Genomic DNA, 19,978 nt, shown 5'->3' with positions numbered 1-19,978 from the left:
GGTGTGCTCCTGGTCGTGCTCACTGAGCCACCGCGCGCAGCGGCAGCATCATGTCGTGGTCCTCGTGGTCGAGCATGTGGCAGTGCCACAGGTAGCCGCGGATGTGGCCGTCTCCTTCGGCGGTGGCGGCGGCACCGCCCGCTCCGCCCTCGTGCTCGTTGTGCGCAGCGTGCTCCCCGCCTCCGGCGAGCTCGCTGCGGGCGACGGCGCCCTGGGGGAGGTAGGCGAGGTCGGGGTCGAAGCCGAGCTCGTCGGCGGTGGGCCACCGCACGACGATCCGGGTGACGGTGTGGCCGTCGGTGCGCACGGTGTCCTTCGGCCCGGCCTCCCAGGCAGCCGACGGCGTGGTGCGACCGAAGACGAACTTCGCCGGGTCGGGCGTCCAGCGCCTGCCGTGACGGGGGCGGGGATGCGAGAAACGGTAGGCGGCGGTGTTGAGCCTCTGCCGCTCGAGGATCCGGAAGTGCGTCAGGTGGAGGTGGATCGCGTGCGGGTCGGCGGTGATGTTGACCAGGTCCCAGATCTCGGTCGTTCCCTGGACCGGCTTCTCGATGTCGTCGGTCATGAAGCCGAGGTTGTTGAGGCTCATCAGCGCGGGAGGGATCCGGATCTCGGTGTCCTGGAGGATCGTCACCACCCGTCGCCGGACCGGGCGCTCCACCGGTGCCAGCAGTGGCGGCTGCCGTCGCCCGCCACGCAGCCGGGTGGGTACGCCGCCGGTGAACCCGCGCGCCGTACCCGCGGTGAAGCGGCAGAACAACGGCATCGCCACCTCGCCGAGGATCGCGGCCTGGGGCGGCGGTCCCTCGTCGTTGCGGAGCTCGACGGACTCGCCGGGTGCCAGCGAGGAGAAGTCGACGAGGATGTCGACCCGCTCGGCGGGGGAGAGGCGCAGGTCGCGGGTCGCGACGGGCCGGTCGAGCAGGCCGCCGTCGTTGCCGATGACCCAGAACTTCATGGTGTTGGAGAAGAACAGGCGCCACACGCTGTACGAGCCGGCGTTGATGACGCGGAAGCGGTAGAGGCCCCGGTCGACCGGGAGCTCGGGCCAGACCTTGCCGTTCACGAGACCGACGTCGCCGACCGCTCCGCCCTCCCAGCTGCCCTGCGGCACGATCCAGGTGGAGCGGACGTTGAGCCGGCCACCCGGGCCGAAGATCTTCTCCTGGAGGACGAGCGGAATCTCGTGCTCCCCGGCCGGCAGACCCAGCGGGTTGTCCGCCCGGCCGGTGTCGAACTCGTCGCGGACCAGGTTCATCGCGGCCAGGCCGGCGGCGACGTTGAGGCGCGTGGTCCCGAGCGAGTGGTCGTGGTACCAGAGGTGCGCGGCCTCCTGGATCATCGGGAACTGGTAGGTCTGCTGCTCTCCGGGCACCACGAAGTCGTTGGGGTGCCCGTCGGAGGAGGCGGGCGTGACGCCGCCGTGCAGGTGGGTGCTCGTGCGGGTGCGGGTCGCGAAGTCCTCCGGCACGCCGTGCAGGGTGTGGTCGACGTCCTCGGCGAACGGGTGCAGGCCCAGCTGGTTGCGGGTCGTGAGCCGCCACGGCTGGTCCCGGTGGCTGACGATGGTCGGCCCGAGGTAGGTCTGGTCGCCGTAGGCGAAGCTCGGCTGCTCGTCCCAGTCGCGGTGGAAGCGGTGCATCGTGCTGCGCGCCGTCACGGTCACCCAGGTGTTGTCGATGACCGGCGGGACCGGCATCAGGTCGCGAAAGGGCCGCACAGCCGGCGAGTGGAAGATGAACGGCGACCTCAGGGTGCCGGCCGAGCTGGCGCCGTGGGCCAGCGCGCCGACGCCCACGGCGCCACCGGCAGCCAGCAGCGCGCGACGGCTCAGTCCGGTCATGGCGGGGACACTATCCGAAAACCGTACATTTGTGTACGGTTTTCTTCATGAGTCGATCCCGCGCCCTCGCCGGGGTGCTGCTCGCGACCGTCGTGACGACGGCGCTGCTCGTCGCCCCGGCTCGCGCCGGCGCCGCGCCGGGCTGTGCCGTGACGGCGGACCGGCCGGTCGTCGTGCTCGTGCACGACCTGGCGGGCATGCCCGCCTCCGTGGCGCCGTTGGCGAGGAGGCTCGAGGCCGCCGGCCACTGCACGACGACGGTCGGCTGGGGTGCCATCCCGCTGCTCGCCGCCCTGGCGCCGCTCGGCCCGGTGCTCTCCTCGCTGCCCGGCGGCTTGGCCTCGATGGAGACCTCCGCCGCCGAGGTGGGGCGCCGGATCGCCGCCGTCGCGGCGCGGACCCCCGCCCGACGCGTCGACGTGGTCGCCGTCGGCGCCGGCTCCCTGGTGACACTGCGCGCCCGGCAGCTGGACCCCCACCTCGCCGTACGCCGGCTCGTCTCGGTCGGTTCGCTCTGGGAGGGAACCAACCTGCTCGGTCTCGGTGATCTCGAGCAGCTCAGCCGGGACGCCGGCACCTACGACCTGGTGCTCGGGGTCGAGAAGCTCCTGATGGACGGCGTCTGTGCGTCCTGTCGCGAGTTCATCAAGGGCTCGGACTTCCTGCGCGGGTTGCGTGCCGCCGGCCTCACCCTGCCCGGGCTCGCGCAGGTCGACATCGTCTCGACGAGGGACGGCCTGGTGGTGCCCTGGACCTCCGGTCGCCGACCGGGCGTGACTACGCTGGTGGTGCAGCACCGGGCTCCCTCCAGCTCGGTCAGTCACTTCGCACTGCCCCGTGACGTGGACGTCCAGGACCTGGTGCTCGGCGCGCTGCGATGACCACGACCAGCCCGGACAGTGAGGTGGCCACGGTGACGACCCCCGTACGACGCTCCCGCGGCACCCGGCTCACCGCGGACGACTGGGCGGCCGCCGCCCTCGACCTGCTCACCACCGACGGGATCGCCGGTGTCGACATCAACAGTGTGTGCAAGCGCGCCGGTGTCACCCGCGGCAGCTTCTACTGGCACTTCGCCGACCTCAACGCCCTCCACGCCGCCATGGCCGCGCGCTGGGTGGCCGAGACGAAGGACGCACTGGCGCAGCTCTCCGAGCTGGACCAGCTGCCGGCCCGCGAACGGATCCAGGCAATGACGATGCGTCTGGTCGACGACTCCTACGCCGGGGTCGAGCGGGCACTGCGCGAGTGGGGTCGCTCGGAGCCCACCGTTGCGGAGATGATCGCCGAGGGCGACCTGTTCGTGTTCTCCCTCGTCGAGGGCGCCCTGCTGGAGCTGCGCGGCGACGCGCAGGAGGCCCGCGTCCTCGCCGGCCTCCTCGTGTACGCCGGCATCGGCTTCGCCCACGGCCAGGCCGGTCTGCCGAAGCCGACCGCCACCGAGATCGAGCAGTTGCTCCGACTCGTCACCGAGTGACTCCCCCCGGCTCGCCGAGTTGGGTCAGAGGGGGTCGATGCTGTCCAGCAGCCATGTGCCGTCCACGGATTTCACGCTCACCAGCACCCGCGTCTGACTGACCCGGACCGGCTCCTCGCCCCCCGAGGACTCCGACGAACCGGAGGATCCCGACGACACCAGCACCTGGTCGACGTACGCCAGCACCAGCGCCTGGCCGGCGTCGGCGGAGCGGATCAGGCCGGTGGCGCGCACGTGGGCCTCGGAGATCGCCTTCCTGGAGGTCGCGAGCGGGCGGACGGTGGCGTCGAAGGTGTCGGCGTACTCCTTCGCGAAGGCCTCCGTCATCGCGGCGGTGGCCTCGGCGAGGTCGGCGTCGAGGGTGCTGTGGTCGTAGGAGAGGGCCGTGGGCAGGAGGTCGGAGACGGCCTGGAGGGCGCCGTCGGGGGCGGCGGGGACGGAGCCGGCGGTGTGCGCGGCGGCGTCGTCGACGGCGGGGCGCACGGCGTCGGGCTCGGAGCGGGTGGCCAGCCAGGCCACGGCGGCAGCGGCGATCACGACGGCGACCAGCAGGGCGAGGACCCGGCGGCTCATCCGACCTGCTCCAGACCGGAGACGAGCCAGGTGCCCTCGACGTGGGAGAGCACGACGCGGATCCGGTAGTGGGCGGTCTCCGCGGACCCGCTCTCGGCGGTCGTGGTCGCGTCGACGGCGACCAGGACCTGCGCGTCGTCGTCGTGGAGGTACTCCACCGCCGTGCCCTGCTCGGGGATCTCGGAGGTGATGACGAGCTTCTTGGTGGTGACCTGCTCGGCGAGCTCCTCCCGCTCCTCGCCGTAGCTCGTTGCGAAGGTGCCGGTGGTGAGGGCGGCCATCGCGTCGAGGTCGTCCTCGATGGTGGCGTGGTCGAGGTCGAAGAAGGTGGTCGCCGCCGTCCGTGCACTGCTCGTCACCGCCGCCGTCGGGTCGTCCTCGCGCTGGCGCCACCACAGGACACCGGCCGTCGCCAGCAGGGCGACGAGCAGGACCGCCAGGGTCAGGCTCAGCAGCCGTTCACGCTTCTCGTCCACGCATCAGTCCTCGAGGTTGCGGGTCAGCAGCCAGCCGAGCCCGTCCGGCCCGGCGGGCGCGGTCGGCGCACTGATCTGCGTCGCACGTCCGTCGGGGGTCACCATGATCCCGCTCGCCGGGTTGAAGAGCGCCTGGCCCCACTGCGGAGCGGTCCGACCGAGCGGGGACCCGCCCCGGGGCTGGTTCTGGAAGCCACGGACGTTCGGCCCCGTCGGGTCGTACGGCGAGGAGGTGCACCTGTTGTCGTCGGGCACCGGTGCATCGTCCGTCTGCCGCGCGCCCTTGCCGTTGGCGGGGGTGCCGTCCGGGTTGTAGCGCTTGACGTCCTCGTATCCCTGCGTGCACGGCGGGGCCAGCGGCACGGTCGGCAGCACCAGCGCGATGTGCGCGCTGTAGATCGGGTTGCCGTCCTCGTCGTAGTGGCAGGTCGCCTCGACGGGCTTGCCGGTGACCGGGTTGATGCTGTCGCAGTGCCGCAGGGTCTGGATGTTCTGCTCCAGGATCCACGGGAAGACGACCAGGCCCTTGCGCAGGTGCGGGAGCCGGTCCGCTGCGACCTCGGTGACCCCGACGAGGTTGCCGAGGAGCACGGGCAGGGCGTCCGCGTTGTCGCGCAGCAGGCCGTTCAGGTCGCCGCCGGCGGCGATGCCCTCGCGGAAGACCCGGTCGAAGGTGCCGTCGAGCTCCCGCAGCCGGGTGGTGAGGACGGCCAGGTCGGACTGGCCAGCCCGGGTCTCGCCGAGGAGGTCGACCTGGGTGTCGAGCACCAGCTGCGCCGAGTCGATCAGCGCGGTCAGGTCGTCCGCGCTCCTCACGGCGCTGCGGGTCAGCTGGTCGGCGTCGTCGAGCAGCGAGGACAGTGACGGCTCGATCCCCTCGAGGGCGGTGGCGCCCTCGTCGAGGATCACCGCCAGGTCGGCCGGATCGACCGAGCCCGCGAGGTCGCCGAGGTGGGTGATGAGGGCACCGAGGTCGGGTGGGGCGTCGGTCTGCGCGAGGGTCAGTAGGTCGCCGTCGCCGAGACGGGGTCCGTCCGCCGAACCGGGCGTGAGGGCGACGTACTGCTCGCCGATCGCCGACTTGTTGCTCACGACGGCGCGTACGTCGGCCGGCACCTCGGCGTCGTGACGGAGCTCGACCACGACGGTGGACGCCGACCCCGGTCCGGGCACGATCTCGACCACCGAGCCCACGCGGGTGCCGAGCAGCTCGACGTCGGCGCGGGGGTAGATCCCGCCGGGATCGCTGAACTGGATCTCGACCCGGTCCGGCGGGTGGACCAGGTTGGTGATGTCGAAGAACTGAGTCGTCCCGTAGGCCACCGTCGCCGCGATGACGCCGAGGAAGGCGACCAGCTTGAGCCGGATGCTCCGCGTCATCGCGCGCCTCCCGTGAGGAGTTCCGCCAGTGTGCGTGGGGGTTCTGCACCCCGGGCAGTGGTCGGCGACTTCAGCAGCGAGGACAGGTCGAGGGTCCCGGCCAGGCCGTCGGCCAGGCCGTCGGTCAGGTCGCCGACCAGCGTGGACAGGTCGAGGCTGTCGAGCAGCTCCTTGACGGTGCCGGGCGTGCCGGCGTCGACCTCCTCGCCGGGGGTGCTCGGCGCCGGTCGCTGGGCGGCCGGCGCGGCGAGGTCGGCGAGCGAGGTCAGCAGCGCGTTGATCGTGTCGACGTCGATGAGCACCTGGCCGTACATCCCCGCGTAGTCGCCCTTGATGGTGCTCAGCGCGTTGCGCGAGAACGGGAAGGACGCCAACCGCTCGATGGTCTGGGACAGGTCGTCCTTGGCGGTGTTCAGCTCGGCCAGCACGGGCTCGAGGTGCTCGAGGTCCTTGATCGTCGCGGCCTTGGTGCGCCGGATCAGCGGCACGGCCGTGGCGGACAGCCGCGAGAGCCGGGTCAGCGTGCGGGTGAGCGCAGGCCGCTGCCGGTCGAGGGCGGCGAGGCCGTCCGGTACGGCGTCCAGCGCCTCGCTGATCACCGTGCGCTGCGACGCGAGGGTGGTCGAGAGGCGGGCCAGTGAGTCGAGCGCCGTGACGAGGCTGTCGCGGCGACCGTCGAGCGTGGTGATGAGCGATGCGAGCCGCCGGGTGGTGGTGCGTACGTCGCCCGGTTGCTCGAGCGCGGCGCTCAGCTCGCGGGAGATGGTCTCGATGCTGCCGAGCGAGCCACCGTTGAGGACCAGCGACAGCGCGCCGAGCACCATCTCCGTGTCGGGCTGGGCGGTGGTCCGGTCGGCCGCGATCTCCGTGCCTGCGGCCAGTCGGCCTTCGGGCTCGGCACCCGACGGGACGTCGAGCGCGATGTACTTCTCGCCGAGGAGGCTGGTCTCGCGCAGGGTGGCGACGACGTTGGCGGGCAACCGGACGTCGTTGTCGATGCGGCACACCACGCGCGCGTCGTAGGAGTCGTCGAGCTCGACCGAGGCCACGGTGCCCACGACGACGTCGCCCGAGCGGCAGGTCTCCTTGGCGACCAGGTTGGTCGCGTCCTCCAGGACGACGACCACCTCGTACCCGTCGTTGCCGACACCACCGGGCAGCGGGAGGCTCTGGGGTCCTTCGTAGCCACAGGCGGTGAGGGGCACGAGCAGTGCGGCGGCGATGGCCAGCGCGGGTGTCGGCTTCATCGTCCGCCTCCTGCCGCCGCGGCGAGTGCGGCCCGGACGGCGGCGACGATCTCGCCGAGCGGCCCGGCCAGGCTGCCGGTCTGCTGGCCCTTGGCGATCGCGGTCAGCAGTGTGCCGATGCTGTTGCCGGCGGCCCGCAGGGCTGCGCAGAAGGGAAGCAGCTGGGCGGCCTGCGCGCCGGTGGCCTGCTGGCACAGGGCGCCGAGCGTGTAGGACAGCTGGATGCCGAGGTCCTCGGTGAAGTTGCCGCGCAGTGCGAGCGATCCCGTGCGCCCGTCGACCACGCTGTCCTCCGGCTTCTCCGGGTCCCAGTTGTTCGGCGCATAGATCGCCATCGCGTTGGCGAAGCCGACCGGGATCAGGTCGAGCAGGTCGGTCAGGTCGGCGAGGTGGTCGTCGAGCACGTCGGAGACAACGGTCAGGCCCTTGATGCTGGAGGTGATGTTCGCGCGGTTGGTGCGGGTGAACTCACGGACCTCGTCCAGAGCGGCCGCCAGTCCCTTCACCGAGCGGGTGAGGTCGTTGCGCTGGCCCGACAGCTGCGCGGAGACCTGCGCCAGGCCGAGCACCAGGCGGCGTACCTGCTGGTCGTTCTCGGCGAGCGTCCGGGTCAGGGTCGCGGCCTGCGCGACGACGTCCTGGGCATCGCCGTCGACCGCGGCGAGCGTGCCGAGCGCCTTCGAGAGCTGGCGCAGGGTCTGGTTGAGGCGGCGGCCGTTGCCCTCGAGGAGGTCGGCGCCGGACCGGGTGAGTCGGGACAGGGCGCCGTCACGGTCGGCACCGTTCGGTCCCAGCGCCGTGGCGAGGTCGTCGAGCTGGGTGAAGGTCTCGTCGAGCTCGAGCGGGACGCCGGTGCGGTCCAGGCCGATCCGGGCGCCGTCCGCGAGGACGTCGCCGGAGGTCCACGCCGGTGCGAGCTGGACGAAACGGTCGCCGACGATGGACGGCGGCACGATCGTCGCGGTCACGTCGGGCGGGAGCTTGACGTCGGGGTCGTAGGTCATGGTGACCTCGACGGCCGTGCCCTTGACCTCGATGTCGGTCACCTTGCCGACGCGCACACCCAACACCTTGACCGGGGCGCCTTCGTACAGGCTCGTGGTGCGCGGGAAGGTCGCGATGACGCTCTGGTCGGGCGGCGTGTGGGACCGGCCCCAGGCGAGCACCCCGGCGACCACGGCGAGGACGACGGCGATGCCGAGCACGACACGGGCCGGGGTCGAGGTCAGTCGAGTGCTCACTGGTCGGCCTCCACGGCTGCGGCGGCGGCCGGGCCCAGGGGCAGGCACGGGGAGGCGCTCTGGTTGAGCGCCTGGTTGAACCGGGACAGGATCGGGTCGAGGAGCTGGTTCAGGACGGTGGCCTCGTCGGAGGCGCACACGGCGAAGCCGCCCGGGAACTTGATCGTGCCGTCGAACCACGGCCCCGTGCCGCCGACGTTGGTGAACGTCTTGCCGTAGCGGGTCGTGCCCTTGATCGACTCGCCGAGGTCGTCACGGTGCTCGCGGAGGACCGCGAGGATCCGGTCGAGTCGCGCGAGGGTCGGCTCGAGGGCGTCCTTGTTGTCGGTGACCAGGCCGCGCAGCTGGCGGGCGAACCCCGCGGTGTCGGTGATGATCGCCGAGATGACGGCCTTGCGCTGGTTGAGCATCGCGAGCACGTCGGAGGTGTCGCCGAGCAGCTCGGCCAGCTCGTCGTCCCGCGCTGCGAGGACGCCGGTCACCTCGTTGGCGTCCGTGAACAGCTGGCGCACCTCGGCGTCCCTGCTGGCGAGGGTCGTGGAGAGGCGACCGAGTCCGTCGAGCGCGCCGCGGGCCTGCGGAGCGGCGGCCTCCACGACCTCCGAGAGGGAGTCGAACGCCTCCGCGAGGCGCTCGGTGTCGAGCTCCTCCAGGGTGGTGGTCGCCTGCTGCAGGGTGGGGACGACGCCGATGGGCGTCGTCGTGCGCTCCACCGGGATCGTGTCGCCCGCCTCGAGCGGTTCGGCGCCGGCAGGGGTGAGCGCGACGTAGTGCTGGCCGAGCAGCGTGCGGATCTCGATGCTGGCCGCCGTACGGTCACCGATCTCGACGTCGTCGAGCTCGAAGTCGACGACCACCGTGTCGCGCACGAGGCGCAGCGCGGTCACCTTGCCGACGGTGATGCCGGAGATCCGGACCTCCTCGCCGCCCTGCAGGCCGGAGGCGTTGGCGAACACGGCGTGGTACTTCGTCCCGGCGAACAACGGGATCCGGTCGAGGTTGAAGACCAGCAGGGTCAGCAGCAGGAACAGCACGATGCCCTGGGCCGCGAGGACGGCCGGGTGCCTGCGCCCGAAGGCGATCAGCGAGTAGCGGCTCATTCGAGGTTGCCCTTCTCCGTGCCGGCGCAGATCGTGCTGCGCTCGTTGGCGGAGATCCCGGGTGTGGAGAGGAGGTACTCCCCGCCGAGGAGGCGGACGTTGAGCTCGAGGCCGCACATGTAGAAGTTGAACTGCGAGCCGTAGGAGCCGGTGCGGGTCTGGGCACGGGTACGCCGCGGGAGTCGGTCCAGCGACGCGGCGAGCAGTCCGCGGTCCCGGTCGAGGGCGGCGACGATGTCGTCGAGCTGGTCGACGTCCTTCCTCAGCGGACCGCGGACGTCCTGGATCAGGTCGGTGGAGACGGTGAGCAGGCTCGAGAGTCCCGGCAGTGCGGTCGAGATCGCGTCGCGGTCGCTGGCGAGACCGCGCATCAGGTCGCGGAAGGTCACGATCAGCCGGGTCAGGCGCACGTCGCGGTCGGCGATGGTCGAGAGCACGGTGCCGAGGTTGTCGACGACGGTGCCGATCACCTCGTCCCGGTCCGCCAGCTCGGAGGTGAGGCTGGCGGTGCTGCGCATCAGGGCGGCGTACGTCGTGCCCTCCCCCTGCAGGGTGCGCACCATCAGGTCGGCGAGCCGGTTGGTCTGGCGGGCGTCCAGCGCACGGAACAGCGGCTGGAAGCCGTTGAAGAGCAGGGTCAGGTTGAGTGCCGGCGTGGTCCGTGCGACGTCGATGGTGGCGCCCTCGGCGAGGACGTCGCCGCCCGGCTCCTGGGTGATCGAGAGGTAGCGGCGTCCGACGATGTTCTCGAAGCGCAGCGCCAGCGTCGCCGACGCACTCAGCGCGACGTCCTCCTCGACGGTGAAGCTGACCTGCGCCCAGCGGTCGTCGAGCCCGCCGGCGAGGTCGATCGCGGTGATCCGGCCGACCTCGACGCCGGACAGCCGCACCTTGTCGCCGACGGTGACGCCCGTGACGTCGGTGAAGTTGGCGCGGTAGGTGCGGGTGTCGGCGAAGGAGATGTTGCCGATCACGGTCGCGAGGAGACCGAAGAGCAGCAGCGTCACCGTCGCGAAGACCGCCATCTTGTACGCCGAGGACGGGATCCGCGGCTGGGCCTTGATCTCGTCGCCCATCACGGCACCTCCACCGGGTCGCCGCCGAGCAGCGGCGCGACGAGCAGGCCACCGAGCTCGGCGTTGCCGTCGACTGCTCTGCCGTCGCGGCCGTCCAGGCGGGCCAGCAGGTCGCGTGCCAGCGCGGTGGCCAGCGCCTGGCGCTGGCCGGCGACGTCGACCGGCGTCCGGGAACCGGCGCGAGGAGTCGCGGTGCCGGGAGCTGCTTCTTCCTCGCTGAGCACCAGGTTGGGCAGTGCGGGCAGGCTGCGGGGCTGCGCATCGACGGCGTCGTACACCTGTTGGCCGAACTGCGGGCAGTGCGGCGCCCACGAGCGGATCGGCGACGGCAGCGTCCCGAGCGCGGCGTCGCTGGTCGGGTTCGACGGCAGGTCGTCGGGCGCGGAGTAGGGCTCGCGCAGGATGAACATGTCGATCGAGAGCAGGACGTACGGGCCACGGGCGCCGGTGGTCTGGTTGCCGTGCAGGTCGATGCGGCGCAGGCCGTCGATCGAGCAGGCCATCATCGGGGCGTACTCCTCGAGCAGGTTCAGCAGCGGCTCGCCGCGCACGACCAGGCGGACCAGATTGTCGCCGTTCTCCTCGAGGACCTCGCGGGTGGTGTCGGAGAGGTCCGTGATCGTGTCGAGGAAGGCGGCCAGGCGCTTCTCCGCCGGGACGAGGAGGTCCTCGCTGAGGGCCGTCGCGTTCGCAAGGGTGGTGAGCACGTCGGGCGCGGCGGCGTCGTACCCGTCGAGGGTGCGGGCGAGCAGCTTCAGGTCGGTGTCGAGCGTGTCGAGGTGCGGGTCCAGCTCGGCGAGGAAGGTGCCGAGGTTGTCCAGGGTGTCGTGCACCTTCGTGCCGCGGCCCTCGAGGGTCGTCGCGAGGGTGGTGAGCACGGTGGAGAGGCGGGCGGGGTCGATCGCGCGGAGCACCGGCACCAGCTGGGCGTAGACGTCGCCGATCTCGGTCGCGGTCGCCGTCTGCTCGATGGTGTCGCCGTCCGCGAGCCGGGTCGCCGTCGCCTCCCTGGGTGCCAGCAGGTCGACGTACTTCTCGCCGAACAGTGTCTTCGGCACGATCGCCGCGTCGACGTCGGCGGGGATCAGGTCGAGCTCGTCCTGCTCGATGCCGAGCTCGATCACGGTGCGCCCGCCGTCGTTGCGGATGTCACGGACCTCGCCCACGACGCGTCCCTGCAGCTTCACGTCGGCGTAGCGGTTGAGCTCCAGTCCGGCGTGCGTGGTGACGACCTCGACGTGCGCGGTCTCCTGCCATGGCAGGTCCTTGTTGTACGCCGCCACGGAGACCGACACGAAGAGCGCGCCGACGACGAGGTAGCCGACACCCATCAGGGCGTGCCGGTGCTGCTGCCAGGTCGAGCTCTCCACGGGGCGGGTCATGGTCGCTAGCCCGCCAGCCGGACCGTCGTCGTGGAGCCCCACAACGCCAGGCTCAGGAAGAAGTCGGTGACGATGATCAGCACGATCGACAGGCGCACCGCCCGGCCGACCGCGACGCCCACGCCGGCCGGTCCGCCCGAGGCATTGAACCCGTAGTAGCAGCAGACCATCGTCAGGATCACGGCGAAGACGAGCACCTTGGCGAAGGAGTAGGCGACGTCGATGGGCGGCAGGAACAGGCTGAAGTAGTGGTCGTAGGTGCCGCCGGTCAGGCCGTAGTAGTGCACGGAGACGGCCTGCGTGGAGGCGTAGGTGCCGACGAGCGCGATCAGGTAGAGCGGGATGACGGCCAGGAAGGCGGCGACCATCCGGGTGGTCACCAGGTAGGGGACCGAGCGGATCGACATGACCTCGAGGGCGTCGATCTCCTCGCTGATCCGCATCGCGCCGATCTGCGCGGTGAAGCCCGCGCCGACGGTGGCGACGAGGGCGTTGCCGGCGATGAGCGGTGCCACCTCGCGGGTGTTGAAGTACGCCGACAGGAAGCCGACGTAGGGCTCGATCCCGACCTGCTGGAGACCTTGGTAGCCGACCAGGCCCACCACGGTGCCGACCGCGACGACCTCGAAGATCAGGATGCCGACGGTGCCGGCGACCAGCACCAGCGCGCCACGACCGAAGGAGACCTCGGTCAGCAGGCGCAGGATCTCGCCGCGGTGGTGGCGCAGCGCGTGCGGGAGGCCGCGGACGGTCCGGCCGTAGAACGCGACCTGCTTGCCGAGCTCGCTCAGCGCGTCGTACCCCGGGACGGAGCGGGTGCCGGCCATCTCAGAGGCCCTTCGGCGGGACGAGCTCGTAGTAGACGGCCGTCAGGAGGGCGTTGGACAGGAACAGGACGACGAAGGCGATCACGACGGACTGGTTGACGCCGTCGCCGACGCCGCGTGCGCCGCCCTTCGCGCGCACGCCCTGGTAGGTCGCGACGATGCCGGCGAGGATGCCGAAGATGAAGGCCTTGAGCTCGCCGACGTAGAGGTCGGGGAGCTGGGCGAGGGCACCGAAGCTGGCGAGGTAGGCGCCCGGGGAGCCGCCCTGGACCAGGACGTTGAAGGTGTAGGCGCCGATGATGCCGACGCTGGTGGCGATCGCGTTGAGGAGGGCGGCGACGATGCCCATCGCCAGCACGCGGGGTACGACGAGCCGGTCGATCACGTTGAGGCCGAGGACCTCCAGGGCGTCGAGCTCCTCGCGGATCTTGCGGGCGCCGAGGTCGGCGGCGACCGCCGTGCCGGCAGCGCCGGCGACGATCACGACCGTCGCGATCGGTGCGGCCTGCTGGACGATGCCGATCACAGCCACCGCGCCGGTGAACGAGCGGGCGCCGAGCTGGTCGAACAGCGAGCCGATCTGGAGGGCGAGGACCGCGCCGAAGGGGATCGTGATCGCGCAGGCGGGCAGCAGTGAGACCCGGGTCGCGAACCACGCCTGGTCGGAGAGCTCCCGCCAGGCGAAGGGCCGGCGGAACATCCCGCGGAACACCTCGAGGGAGAAGACGAGGAGCTCGCCGATCGGGACCAGTGGGCGCGCGAGGACCCCGATCCGGGCGGTGGCGCTCATGCGCAACCTCTGGACATCGCTGCCCCCTCTCGCGTGACCTTCGGCACCCTAACCCAAAACCGTACATTTGTGTACGGTTTCTGTTCCGGGCTGCCGGTGGGTCAACTGCGTTCGGCCCCCAGGGTCTCGGGTGTGTGCAGCCGGACCAGGAATCGCTGCGCGTGAGCCGGGGCGCGGGAGGCCGTCGCGAGCGAGACGAGCACCATCACCGCGAAGGCCAGCGGGACGCTCCACGCCGCCGGTTGGGCCAGCAGTGCGCCGGTCCAGCCGCTCGCGTTGACGCCGGCCAGGTTGAGCACCGCGGCACCGCCCGCGCCGAGTCCGCCGGCAGCCAGGCCCGCGAGCGCGCCGGCGTCGGTCAGCCCGCGCCACCAGATCCCCAGCACCAGCAACGGGCAGAACGTGGAGGCCGCCACCGCGAAGGCCAGGCCCACCGACTCGGCGACCCCCACCTCGCCGACCACGAGCGCCACGAGCAGGGGCACGACGACCGCCACCGCGGCCGCCAGCCGGAAGGCGGTCGCGATCGATCCGCCCGGGTCGCGGGTGCCGCGCTCGCCGACCAGCCGGCTGGTCACGTCCTGGGTCAGCACGCCCGACACGGCGATCGCGAGCCCGGAGGCGGTGGAGAGGAAGGCCGCGAACGCCCCGGCCGTCACCAGGCCGGTGAGCAGCTCGCCGCCGATCCCCTCGACCATCAGCCGGGGCAGCTCCAGCACGAGCACGTCGGCATGGCCGTCGCTGACCAGGTCGTCGCCGTACACGCGGCCGAGGGCGGCGTAGACCGGCGGCCAGACGTAGAAGAGGCCGAGCAGGGCGAGGACCGCGAGCGTCGTACGACGCGCGCCGCGCCCGTCGGGGTTGGTGTAGAACCGCACGACGACGTGCGGCAGGCCCATCGTGCCGAGGAAGAGCGCGATGATCAGCGAGTAGGTGGAGTAGAGGCCGATGCTTCCGTCGCCGGCCACCGGGACCGACCACGCGTCGCCGGCACTGCTGCCCGCCGGGCGGCCGTCTCCCCACCACACGACGAGCAGGACCATCGCGGGGACGAGGATCGCGGTGAGCTTGAGCCAGTACTGGAAGGCCTGCACGAAGGTGATCGAGCGCATCCCGCCGGACATGACGTTGACCAGCACGACGAGACCGACGATGACGGGGCCGACCCACTCCGGGGCGCCGATCGCCGACTCGAGGGTGATGCCCGCGCCCTTGAACTGGGGCACCAGGTAGAGCCAGCCGACGCCGACGACGAGCAGCGACGACGCGGCACGGACCCACGCGGAGCCGAGTCGCGCCTCGGCGAAGTCGGGCAGCGTGTAGGCGCCGGAACGGCGCAGGGGAGCGGCGACCAGGACCAGCAGGACGAGGTAGCCGGCGGTCCAGCCGACGGGGTACCAGAGCATGTCGGCGCCGCCGACGAGCAGCAGCCCGGCGATGCCGAGGAAGGACGCGGCGGAGAGGTATTCGCCGCCGATGGCGGACGCGTTGAGTCCGGGTCGGACCGTGCGGGAGGCGACGAAGAAGTCGCTCGTGGTGCGGGAGAATCGCAGCCCCCACGTGCCGATCGCGACCGTCGCGACCGTGACGGCGAGGACCGCGACCAGGCCGGGGACGGCCTCGGTGTTCACTCCTCGCCGTCCCGAGGGGCGGAGCCCGATCCCTTGACCAGCTCGGCGAAGTCGCGCTCGTTGCGCTCGACGCTGCGCACGTAGCGCCAGCCCAGCAGAAGGAGGAACGGGTAGACGAGGACGCCGAGGCCGATCCACACGACGGGGAGCCCGGCGACGTCGACGTCGGCGAGTCCCGGCCACAGGTGGAAGACCAGCGGCAGCGAGCCGAGCACCAGCGTGATCGTGACGAGCACGGTCAGCGCGAGACCGAGCTGTTCGCGCAGCAGCGAGCGGAGGTAGACGTCGCCGAGCTCGGTCTGCTCGTGGACGTCACCGAGCCGGCTCGACGTCCGACCCGCGATCGTGTGCCGCGGAGGACCGGTGACCCGCACCCGCTCGGTCATGGCTCAGCCGCCGGCCCGCGCGCGCCGGACCAGGACGTCGCGCAGCGCGCGTGAGTGGCGGCGACTCACCGGCAGCTCGGTGTCGCCGACCATGACCGAGGTCCGACCGGCATCCGAGCGGACCTCGCTGACCTGGGCGAGGGCGACCAGCAGCGACCGGTGGATCCGGTGGAACCCGGCCTCGGCCCACTGCTCCTCCAGCGTCGTCAGGGGGACCCGGACGAGGTAGGCCTCGCCGGTGCGGGTGTGCAGCCGGGCGTAGTCGCCCTGCGCTTCCACATGGGTGATGTCGCCACGATCGACGAAGCGGGTCACGCCGCCCCGCTCCACGGCGATCTGGGTGTCGGTGGCCGGAGCCGGTGGTGCGGTGTCGGCCAGCACCCGGCGTACGGCCTCGGCGAGGCGTTCGGGGCGGACCGGCTTGAGGACGTAGTCGACGGCACGCAGGTCGAAGGCGTCGACGGCGTGCTGCTCGTGCGCGGTGACGAAGACGATCCGCGGCGGCTGCTTGAAGCGACTCAGCACGTCGGCGAGCTCCAGGCCGGTCAGCCCCGGCATCTGGATGTCGAGGAAGACGCAGTCGACCTCGCGCTCGCGCAGCAGGCGCAGGCCATCGGTCGCCGACTGGCAGGCGATCACCTCGCCGACCCGGGGATCCGCCTCGAGCAGGTAGCTCAGCTCGTCCAGGGCCGGCCGCTCGTCGTCGACGACCAGGACCGTCAGGCCGCTCACCCGCGAACCCCGTCGACGGCGACGCCCGGAGCGAACTTCGGAACGCGCACGATCACCTTCGTGCCGGCTCCCGGTGCGGTCTCCACGACCAGACCGTAGTCGTCACCGAAGGTCGTCCGCAGCCGTGCGTCCACGTTGCCCAGGCCGACCGAGTCGAGGGAGGAGTCGCCGGCGAGCGCGCGTCGTACCCTCTCGGGGTCCTCGCCCACCCCGTTGTCCTCGACCTCGATGACGGCCTCGTGGCCGCGGTCGTGCGCGTTGATGGTCAGCAGGCCGATCTGGTCCGCACCCTCCAGGCCGTGCCGGACGGCGTTCTCGACGAGCGGCTGGATGCAGAGGAAGGGGACGACGACGGGCAGGACCTCCGGGGCGACGTTGAGCGTCACCCGGAGCCGGTCCCCGAAGCGCGCCTGCTCGAGCAGGAGGTAGCGCTCGATCGAGTTGAGCTCCTCGGCCAGCGTCGTGAACTCGCCGTGGCGCCGGAAGGAGTAGCGGGTGAAGTCGGCGAACTCCACCAGCAGGTCGCGGGCCCGGTCCGGGTCGGTGCGCACGAAGCTGGCGATCGCGTTGAGCGAGTTGTAGACGAAGTGCGGACTGATCTGCGCCCGCAGCGCGCGGACCTCGGCCTCGATCATCCGGTTGCGGTGGGCATCCAGCTCGGCGAGCTCGAGCTGGCCCGACACCCACTGCGCGACCTCCTCGGTGGCCCGCACGAGCCCCGCCGTCGGGCTCGGCGAGAACGCCTGGACCGTGCCCAGCACCCGGCCGTCGACGATCAACGGACTGACCACGCCCGTCCGCACCGGACACCCCGGCTCGGTGCACCCGAGCTGGCCGCGATCCACCGTGCGGGTGCTGCCTTTCTCGATCGCGAGCAACCCCACCACTGCTGCCTGGTCGAGGTGATGGCCGCCGACGCCGTCCCACGCCAGCACCGCCTCGGTGTCGGTGATCGCCAGCGCCGGCGTACCCAACAGGCTGCGCAGGTGCCGGATCGCCCGCTCGGCACTCGAGGTGGTCAGGCCCTCGCGCAGCGCCGGTGAGGCGAGGGAGGCCTGGTGCAGAGCACGAAAGGTCGCGCGCTCGGCGTCACTGCCGAGATGACCGCGCCGCCACAGCCGTCCCTGCATCTGCCCATCCTGCCCCTCAGCGGAAGTCGATGAGGAGCATGCCCGAGTCGTCGTCGGCGGGCGGCTCGACCGCAGGCGCCAACGCGACGGGGAGGGTGGCCTCGCCGACGTAGGTGCCGTCGGTGTCGGCCGGGCTCTCCTCGCCGCTGCCGGACGCGTCGACGTCATCAGGACGGACCGGTCCCTGGCGGATCGTCTTCGGCTGGATCCCGACGACCGCGCGGAAGCACTCGGTGACCCAGGGCAGCTGCATGCCGTCCATGCCGCGACCGAAGTCGTCGTAGAACGCCAGCACCTCGCGGAGTCGTGACTCCTGGCCGGTGCGCTCCAGCATCGCGACCTCGGGCAGCGAGCGGACGAGGTCCTGGACCGAGGAGCGGTCGATGACCTGCCACTGCTTGAAGGAGGAGTCCTCGGCAGGTCCGAAGTACGGCGACGCCTCGACCGCGTCGTCGAGACCGGCGCCCGCCGGGAGGTGGCCGATCAGCTTGCCGAGGCGCTTGACCCACGGAACCCGCTCGTCGCGCACGTTGCGGATGATCGCGAAGGTCCCGCCGCGCTTGAGGACGCGCGCGATCTCGGGCAGCGCCTTGTCGGCGTCGAAGAACTCGAAGGCGTCGCCGGCGACGACCAGGTCGAAGGTCGCGTCGGCGGCGGGGATCTCCTCGGCCGGCGTCTGCGAGACGCGCAGCTCGGGCAGGCGCAGCGCGAGCCGGTCGAGCATCCCCGGGTCGGGGTCGGTCGCGTGGACGTCGTGGCCGAGCGCGACCAGGTGCTCGGTGAGCTTGCCGGTGCCGGCACCGAGCTCGAGGATCGTCAACGGCTGCTCGCCACTCAGCCACGCCACGGCCTCGCGCGGGAAGCCGGGGCGGCCGCGGTCATAGGCCTCGGCCACGGCTCCGAAGCAGAGCGCGGCCGGTGCGGGGGTGGTGTCGTCGGTAGCCATCACCGCGAGGGTACGGCGGCAGACGCCTCGGGGGGCGGAGGCGCGACGGTCAGACGGCGCGCAGCACGTCGGTGTGGGTGAAGTCCTCACCCTTGAAAAGCAGCGGCTCGCCGCTGCTGGCGGACAGGGCGTAGGCGAAGCAGTCCCCGAAGTTCAGGCGGGCCGGGGATCCGGAGCCGCGGCCGTAGCGGCGGAAGGCGATCCGGGCGGCGCGGGCATGGGCCTCGGTGACGGGCTCGAGCGCCACGTCGAACGTGTCGAGGAGTGCGTCGAGGGCGTTGCCGCCGGCAGGGCCCCGGGCGCCCTCGACCCGCATCGCCGTCTCGAGCCAGTTGGCGGTCGACATCCGACACGGGGTCGCGGCCATGCGCTCCGAGAACGGGCCTGCCTCCGGCTCGCTGAAGAGGATCGCGATGATGGCTGACGAATCGACGATCACACCGGAAGTCCCGTCGCCGGGTCGTAGAGGTCGTCGTCGGTGAGGATGCGGTCCTCGCCCGTGGCCTCCGGAAGTGCGGCGAACCGGACCTGTATGTCGTGGACGACGTCCAGGCGTCGACGTCGCTCGACCTCGGCCGGGTCGGCGCCGTACTCAGCGAGCAGACGCACCAGCGCCTCCTCGATCACGCCGGTCTGGCTCTTGCCCGTGACGCGGGCAGCCTCGCGTGCCAGCGCGTGGACGCGCTCGTTCTTGATGTTCAGGCTCATGGGGACCTCCGGTGCGATTCTACCCTTCCACCTCCGACATCATCTACCCTTCCACCCTCCTAGGCTGGCCCCGTGAGCACCGACCCGCACGCCTGGCTGATCTCGCTCGAGGGCGTCCCGTCCGGCTTCGCCGGGACCCGCGACGGGATCGACGTGATGCTGCGCGACCGCGGCCTGCGCCGCACCAGTCCCGAGCTGACTGCGGAGTCGTTGCTGCGAGGCGCGCACGCGAGTGCCGTGCTCGAGGGCTCGTCCTCGACGTTGGCGGAGGTGCGCGCCGGCGAGGGCGACGAGATCGCCGCCGACGCCGTGCGACTCTCCGCCGAGCTGCTCTCGCTCGTGCCCGTGCTCCGGCGCCAGCCGCTCCAGGCCTTTGCCCGGATGCACGCGGTCGCGGCCCGCGGCGTGCTCCCCGACGAGATGCTCGGCCGTCCCCGCGACGGCGAGTCCGCCTCGTCGCTGCGCGGCATCGCGGAGCTCGTCACCGCCCCGACCGAGGCGCCCGCGCTGGCCGTCGCCGCCGTCGTCCACGCCGAGTTCGTGACCGCCGCCCCCTTCGGCTCCCACAACGGGATCGTCGCGCGAGCCGCCGAGCGCCTGCTGCTGGTGGCCAAGGGTGTCGACGAGAAGTCCCTCATCGTCCCCGAGGCCGCGCACCTGGCGTTGCGTCGGGAGTACGAGTCGAACCTGCGTGGTTGGAGCAACGGCGGCCGCGCCGGCATGCACGCGTGGCTGTTGTACGCCACCGAGGCGTACGCCGCTGCCGCCGAGGCCAGTCCTCTGGTCCGCGACGCGGAGTAGCCGCTCCGTCGTTGGTCGAGCAGCCCGTCCGTCGTTGGTCGAGCAGCCGTCCGTCGTTGGTCGAGTAGCCCGAGCCCCTGGGCGAGGGCGTGTCGAGACCACCTGCTCCGGTGCACCTGGCTGCCCGTGCGTGGGTTCCGGCACCGGGTCGCCGGGTCTCGAGACGGTCGCTGAGCGACCTCCTCGACCAACGGGGGTGCCGCCGGGTCTCGAGACGGTCGCTGAGCGACCT

General features: G+C 71.8%; 21 protein-coding genes. 3 read left to right on the top strand and 18 right to left on the bottom strand.

Annotation, left to right across the window (positions count from 1 at the left end; translation table 11 throughout):
- Positions 1-19 precede the first annotated feature (19 nt).
- Positions 20-1,843 (bottom strand): multicopper oxidase family protein, encoded by a 1,824-nt coding sequence (locus tag ASE01_RS15440; RefSeq protein WP_056753817.1) that lies wholly within the window; start codon positions 1,841-1,843, stop codon positions 20-22.
- 47 nt (positions 1,844-1,890) lie between these two features.
- Here ASE01_RS15440 and ASE01_RS15435 point away from each other — a divergent pair, with 47 nt between their 5' ends.
- A complete protein-coding gene (locus ASE01_RS15435) occupies positions 1,891-2,724 on the top strand; it encodes an esterase/lipase family protein (protein WP_157537375.1) in 834 nt (277 codons plus the stop codon).
- Positions 2,721-3,320 carry a TetR/AcrR family transcriptional regulator gene (locus ASE01_RS15430; RefSeq protein ID WP_056753812.1) on the top strand — a complete coding sequence of 200 codons (600 nt, stop codon included), beginning with the start codon at positions 2,721-2,723 and terminating at the stop codon, positions 3,318-3,320. Before ASE01_RS15435 ends, ASE01_RS15430 begins: the two co-directional genes overlap by 4 nt.
- Before the next feature lie 24 nt (positions 3,321-3,344).
- On the opposite strand, the gene ASE01_RS15425 is transcribed toward ASE01_RS15430, so the two are convergent.
- The 17 genes from ASE01_RS15425 to ASE01_RS15345 all read right to left on the bottom strand — a co-directional run bounded on the left by ASE01_RS15425 (position 3,345) and on the right by ASE01_RS15345 (position 18,945).
- Entirely contained in the window at positions 3,345-3,893 is a 549-nt protein-coding gene (locus tag ASE01_RS15425) for a hypothetical protein (protein ID WP_056753808.1), read from the bottom strand.
- Positions 3,890-4,369, bottom strand: a complete 480-nt coding sequence (locus ASE01_RS15420) for a hypothetical protein (protein ID WP_056753805.1) — start codon at positions 4,367-4,369, stop codon at positions 3,890-3,892. The genes ASE01_RS15425 and ASE01_RS15420 overlap by 4 nt, the downstream gene beginning before the upstream one ends.
- A 3-nt stretch (positions 4,370-4,372) precedes the next feature.
- On the bottom strand, positions 4,373-5,749 hold the full coding sequence (locus ASE01_RS15415; RefSeq protein WP_056753803.1) for an MCE family protein: 1,377 nt from the start codon (positions 5,747-5,749) through the stop codon (positions 4,373-4,375).
- Entirely contained in the window at positions 5,746-6,996 is a 1,251-nt protein-coding gene (locus ASE01_RS15410) for an MCE family protein (protein ID WP_056753801.1), read from the bottom strand. Before ASE01_RS15410 ends, ASE01_RS15415 begins: the two co-directional genes overlap by 4 nt.
- Positions 6,993-8,237, bottom strand: a complete 1,245-nt coding sequence (locus tag ASE01_RS15405) for an MCE family protein (RefSeq protein WP_056753798.1) — start codon at positions 8,235-8,237, stop codon at positions 6,993-6,995. Before ASE01_RS15405 ends, ASE01_RS15410 begins: the two co-directional genes overlap by 4 nt.
- On the bottom strand, positions 8,234-9,337 hold the full coding sequence (locus tag ASE01_RS15400) for an MCE family protein (RefSeq protein ID WP_056753796.1): 1,104 nt from the start codon (positions 9,335-9,337) through the stop codon (positions 8,234-8,236). Before ASE01_RS15400 ends, ASE01_RS15405 begins: the two co-directional genes overlap by 4 nt.
- A complete protein-coding gene (locus ASE01_RS15395; protein ID WP_056753794.1) occupies positions 9,334-10,413 on the bottom strand; it encodes an MCE family protein in 1,080 nt (359 codons plus the stop codon). The genes ASE01_RS15400 and ASE01_RS15395 overlap by 4 nt, the downstream gene beginning before the upstream one ends.
- The gene (locus ASE01_RS15390) at positions 10,413-11,795 is read right to left on the bottom strand and encodes an MCE family protein (protein WP_082606083.1); all 1,383 of its coding nucleotides are present in this window, start codon (positions 11,793-11,795) and stop codon (positions 10,413-10,415) included. The genes ASE01_RS15395 and ASE01_RS15390 overlap by 1 nt, the downstream gene beginning before the upstream one ends.
- 5 nt (positions 11,796-11,800) lie before the next feature.
- Positions 11,801-12,622: an MlaE family ABC transporter permease gene (locus ASE01_RS15385; protein ID WP_056753788.1), complete on the bottom strand. Its 822-nt coding sequence runs from the start codon at positions 12,620-12,622 to the stop codon at positions 11,801-11,803.
- Position 12,623: 1 nt separating this feature from the next.
- A complete protein-coding gene (locus ASE01_RS15380) occupies positions 12,624-13,412 on the bottom strand; it encodes an MlaE family ABC transporter permease (protein ID WP_056753786.1) in 789 nt (262 codons plus the stop codon).
- 101 nt (positions 13,413-13,513) lie between these two features.
- Positions 13,514-15,043: a cation acetate symporter gene (locus ASE01_RS15375; RefSeq protein WP_056753783.1), complete on the bottom strand. Its 1,530-nt coding sequence runs from the start codon at positions 15,041-15,043 to the stop codon at positions 13,514-13,516.
- A complete protein-coding gene (locus tag ASE01_RS15370) occupies positions 15,040-15,429 on the bottom strand; it encodes a hypothetical protein (RefSeq protein ID WP_056753780.1) in 390 nt (129 codons plus the stop codon). The genes ASE01_RS15375 and ASE01_RS15370 overlap by 4 nt, the downstream gene beginning before the upstream one ends.
- Before the next feature lie 3 nt (positions 15,430-15,432).
- Positions 15,433-16,161 (bottom strand): LytR/AlgR family response regulator transcription factor, encoded by a 729-nt coding sequence (locus tag ASE01_RS15365; RefSeq protein ID WP_056753777.1) that lies wholly within the window; start codon positions 16,159-16,161, stop codon positions 15,433-15,435.
- Complete coding sequence (locus ASE01_RS15360; protein WP_056753775.1) at positions 16,158-17,291, bottom strand: sensor histidine kinase; 1,134 nt, start codon at positions 17,289-17,291, stop codon at positions 16,158-16,160. The genes ASE01_RS15365 and ASE01_RS15360 overlap by 4 nt, the downstream gene beginning before the upstream one ends.
- 16 nt (positions 17,292-17,307) lie before the next feature.
- Entirely contained in the window at positions 17,308-18,237 is a 930-nt protein-coding gene (locus ASE01_RS15355; protein WP_056753773.1) for a class I SAM-dependent methyltransferase, read from the bottom strand.
- 49 nt (positions 18,238-18,286) lie between these two features.
- Positions 18,287-18,676: a type II toxin-antitoxin system VapC family toxin gene (locus tag ASE01_RS15350; RefSeq protein ID WP_056753770.1), complete on the bottom strand. Its 390-nt coding sequence runs from the start codon at positions 18,674-18,676 to the stop codon at positions 18,287-18,289.
- Positions 18,673-18,945 carry a type II toxin-antitoxin system VapB family antitoxin gene (locus ASE01_RS15345; protein WP_056753768.1) on the bottom strand — a complete coding sequence of 91 codons (273 nt, stop codon included), beginning with the start codon at positions 18,943-18,945 and terminating at the stop codon, positions 18,673-18,675. The genes ASE01_RS15350 and ASE01_RS15345 overlap by 4 nt, the downstream gene beginning before the upstream one ends.
- Positions 18,946-19,017: 72 nt before the next feature.
- Here ASE01_RS15345 and ASE01_RS15340 point away from each other — a divergent pair, with 72 nt between their 5' ends.
- Complete coding sequence (locus tag ASE01_RS15340) at positions 19,018-19,746, top strand: hypothetical protein (protein WP_056753765.1); 729 nt, start codon at positions 19,018-19,020, stop codon at positions 19,744-19,746.
- The last annotated feature ends 232 nt before the right edge of the window (positions 19,747-19,978 follow it).

Source organism: Nocardioides sp. Root190, assembly GCF_001428565.1.
Lineage (GTDB): Bacteria > Actinomycetota > Actinomycetes > Propionibacteriales > Nocardioidaceae > Nocardioides.
The sequence above is the reverse complement of the archived record's forward strand: the minus strand, read 5'-3'. Positions and strand labels throughout refer to the sequence as shown.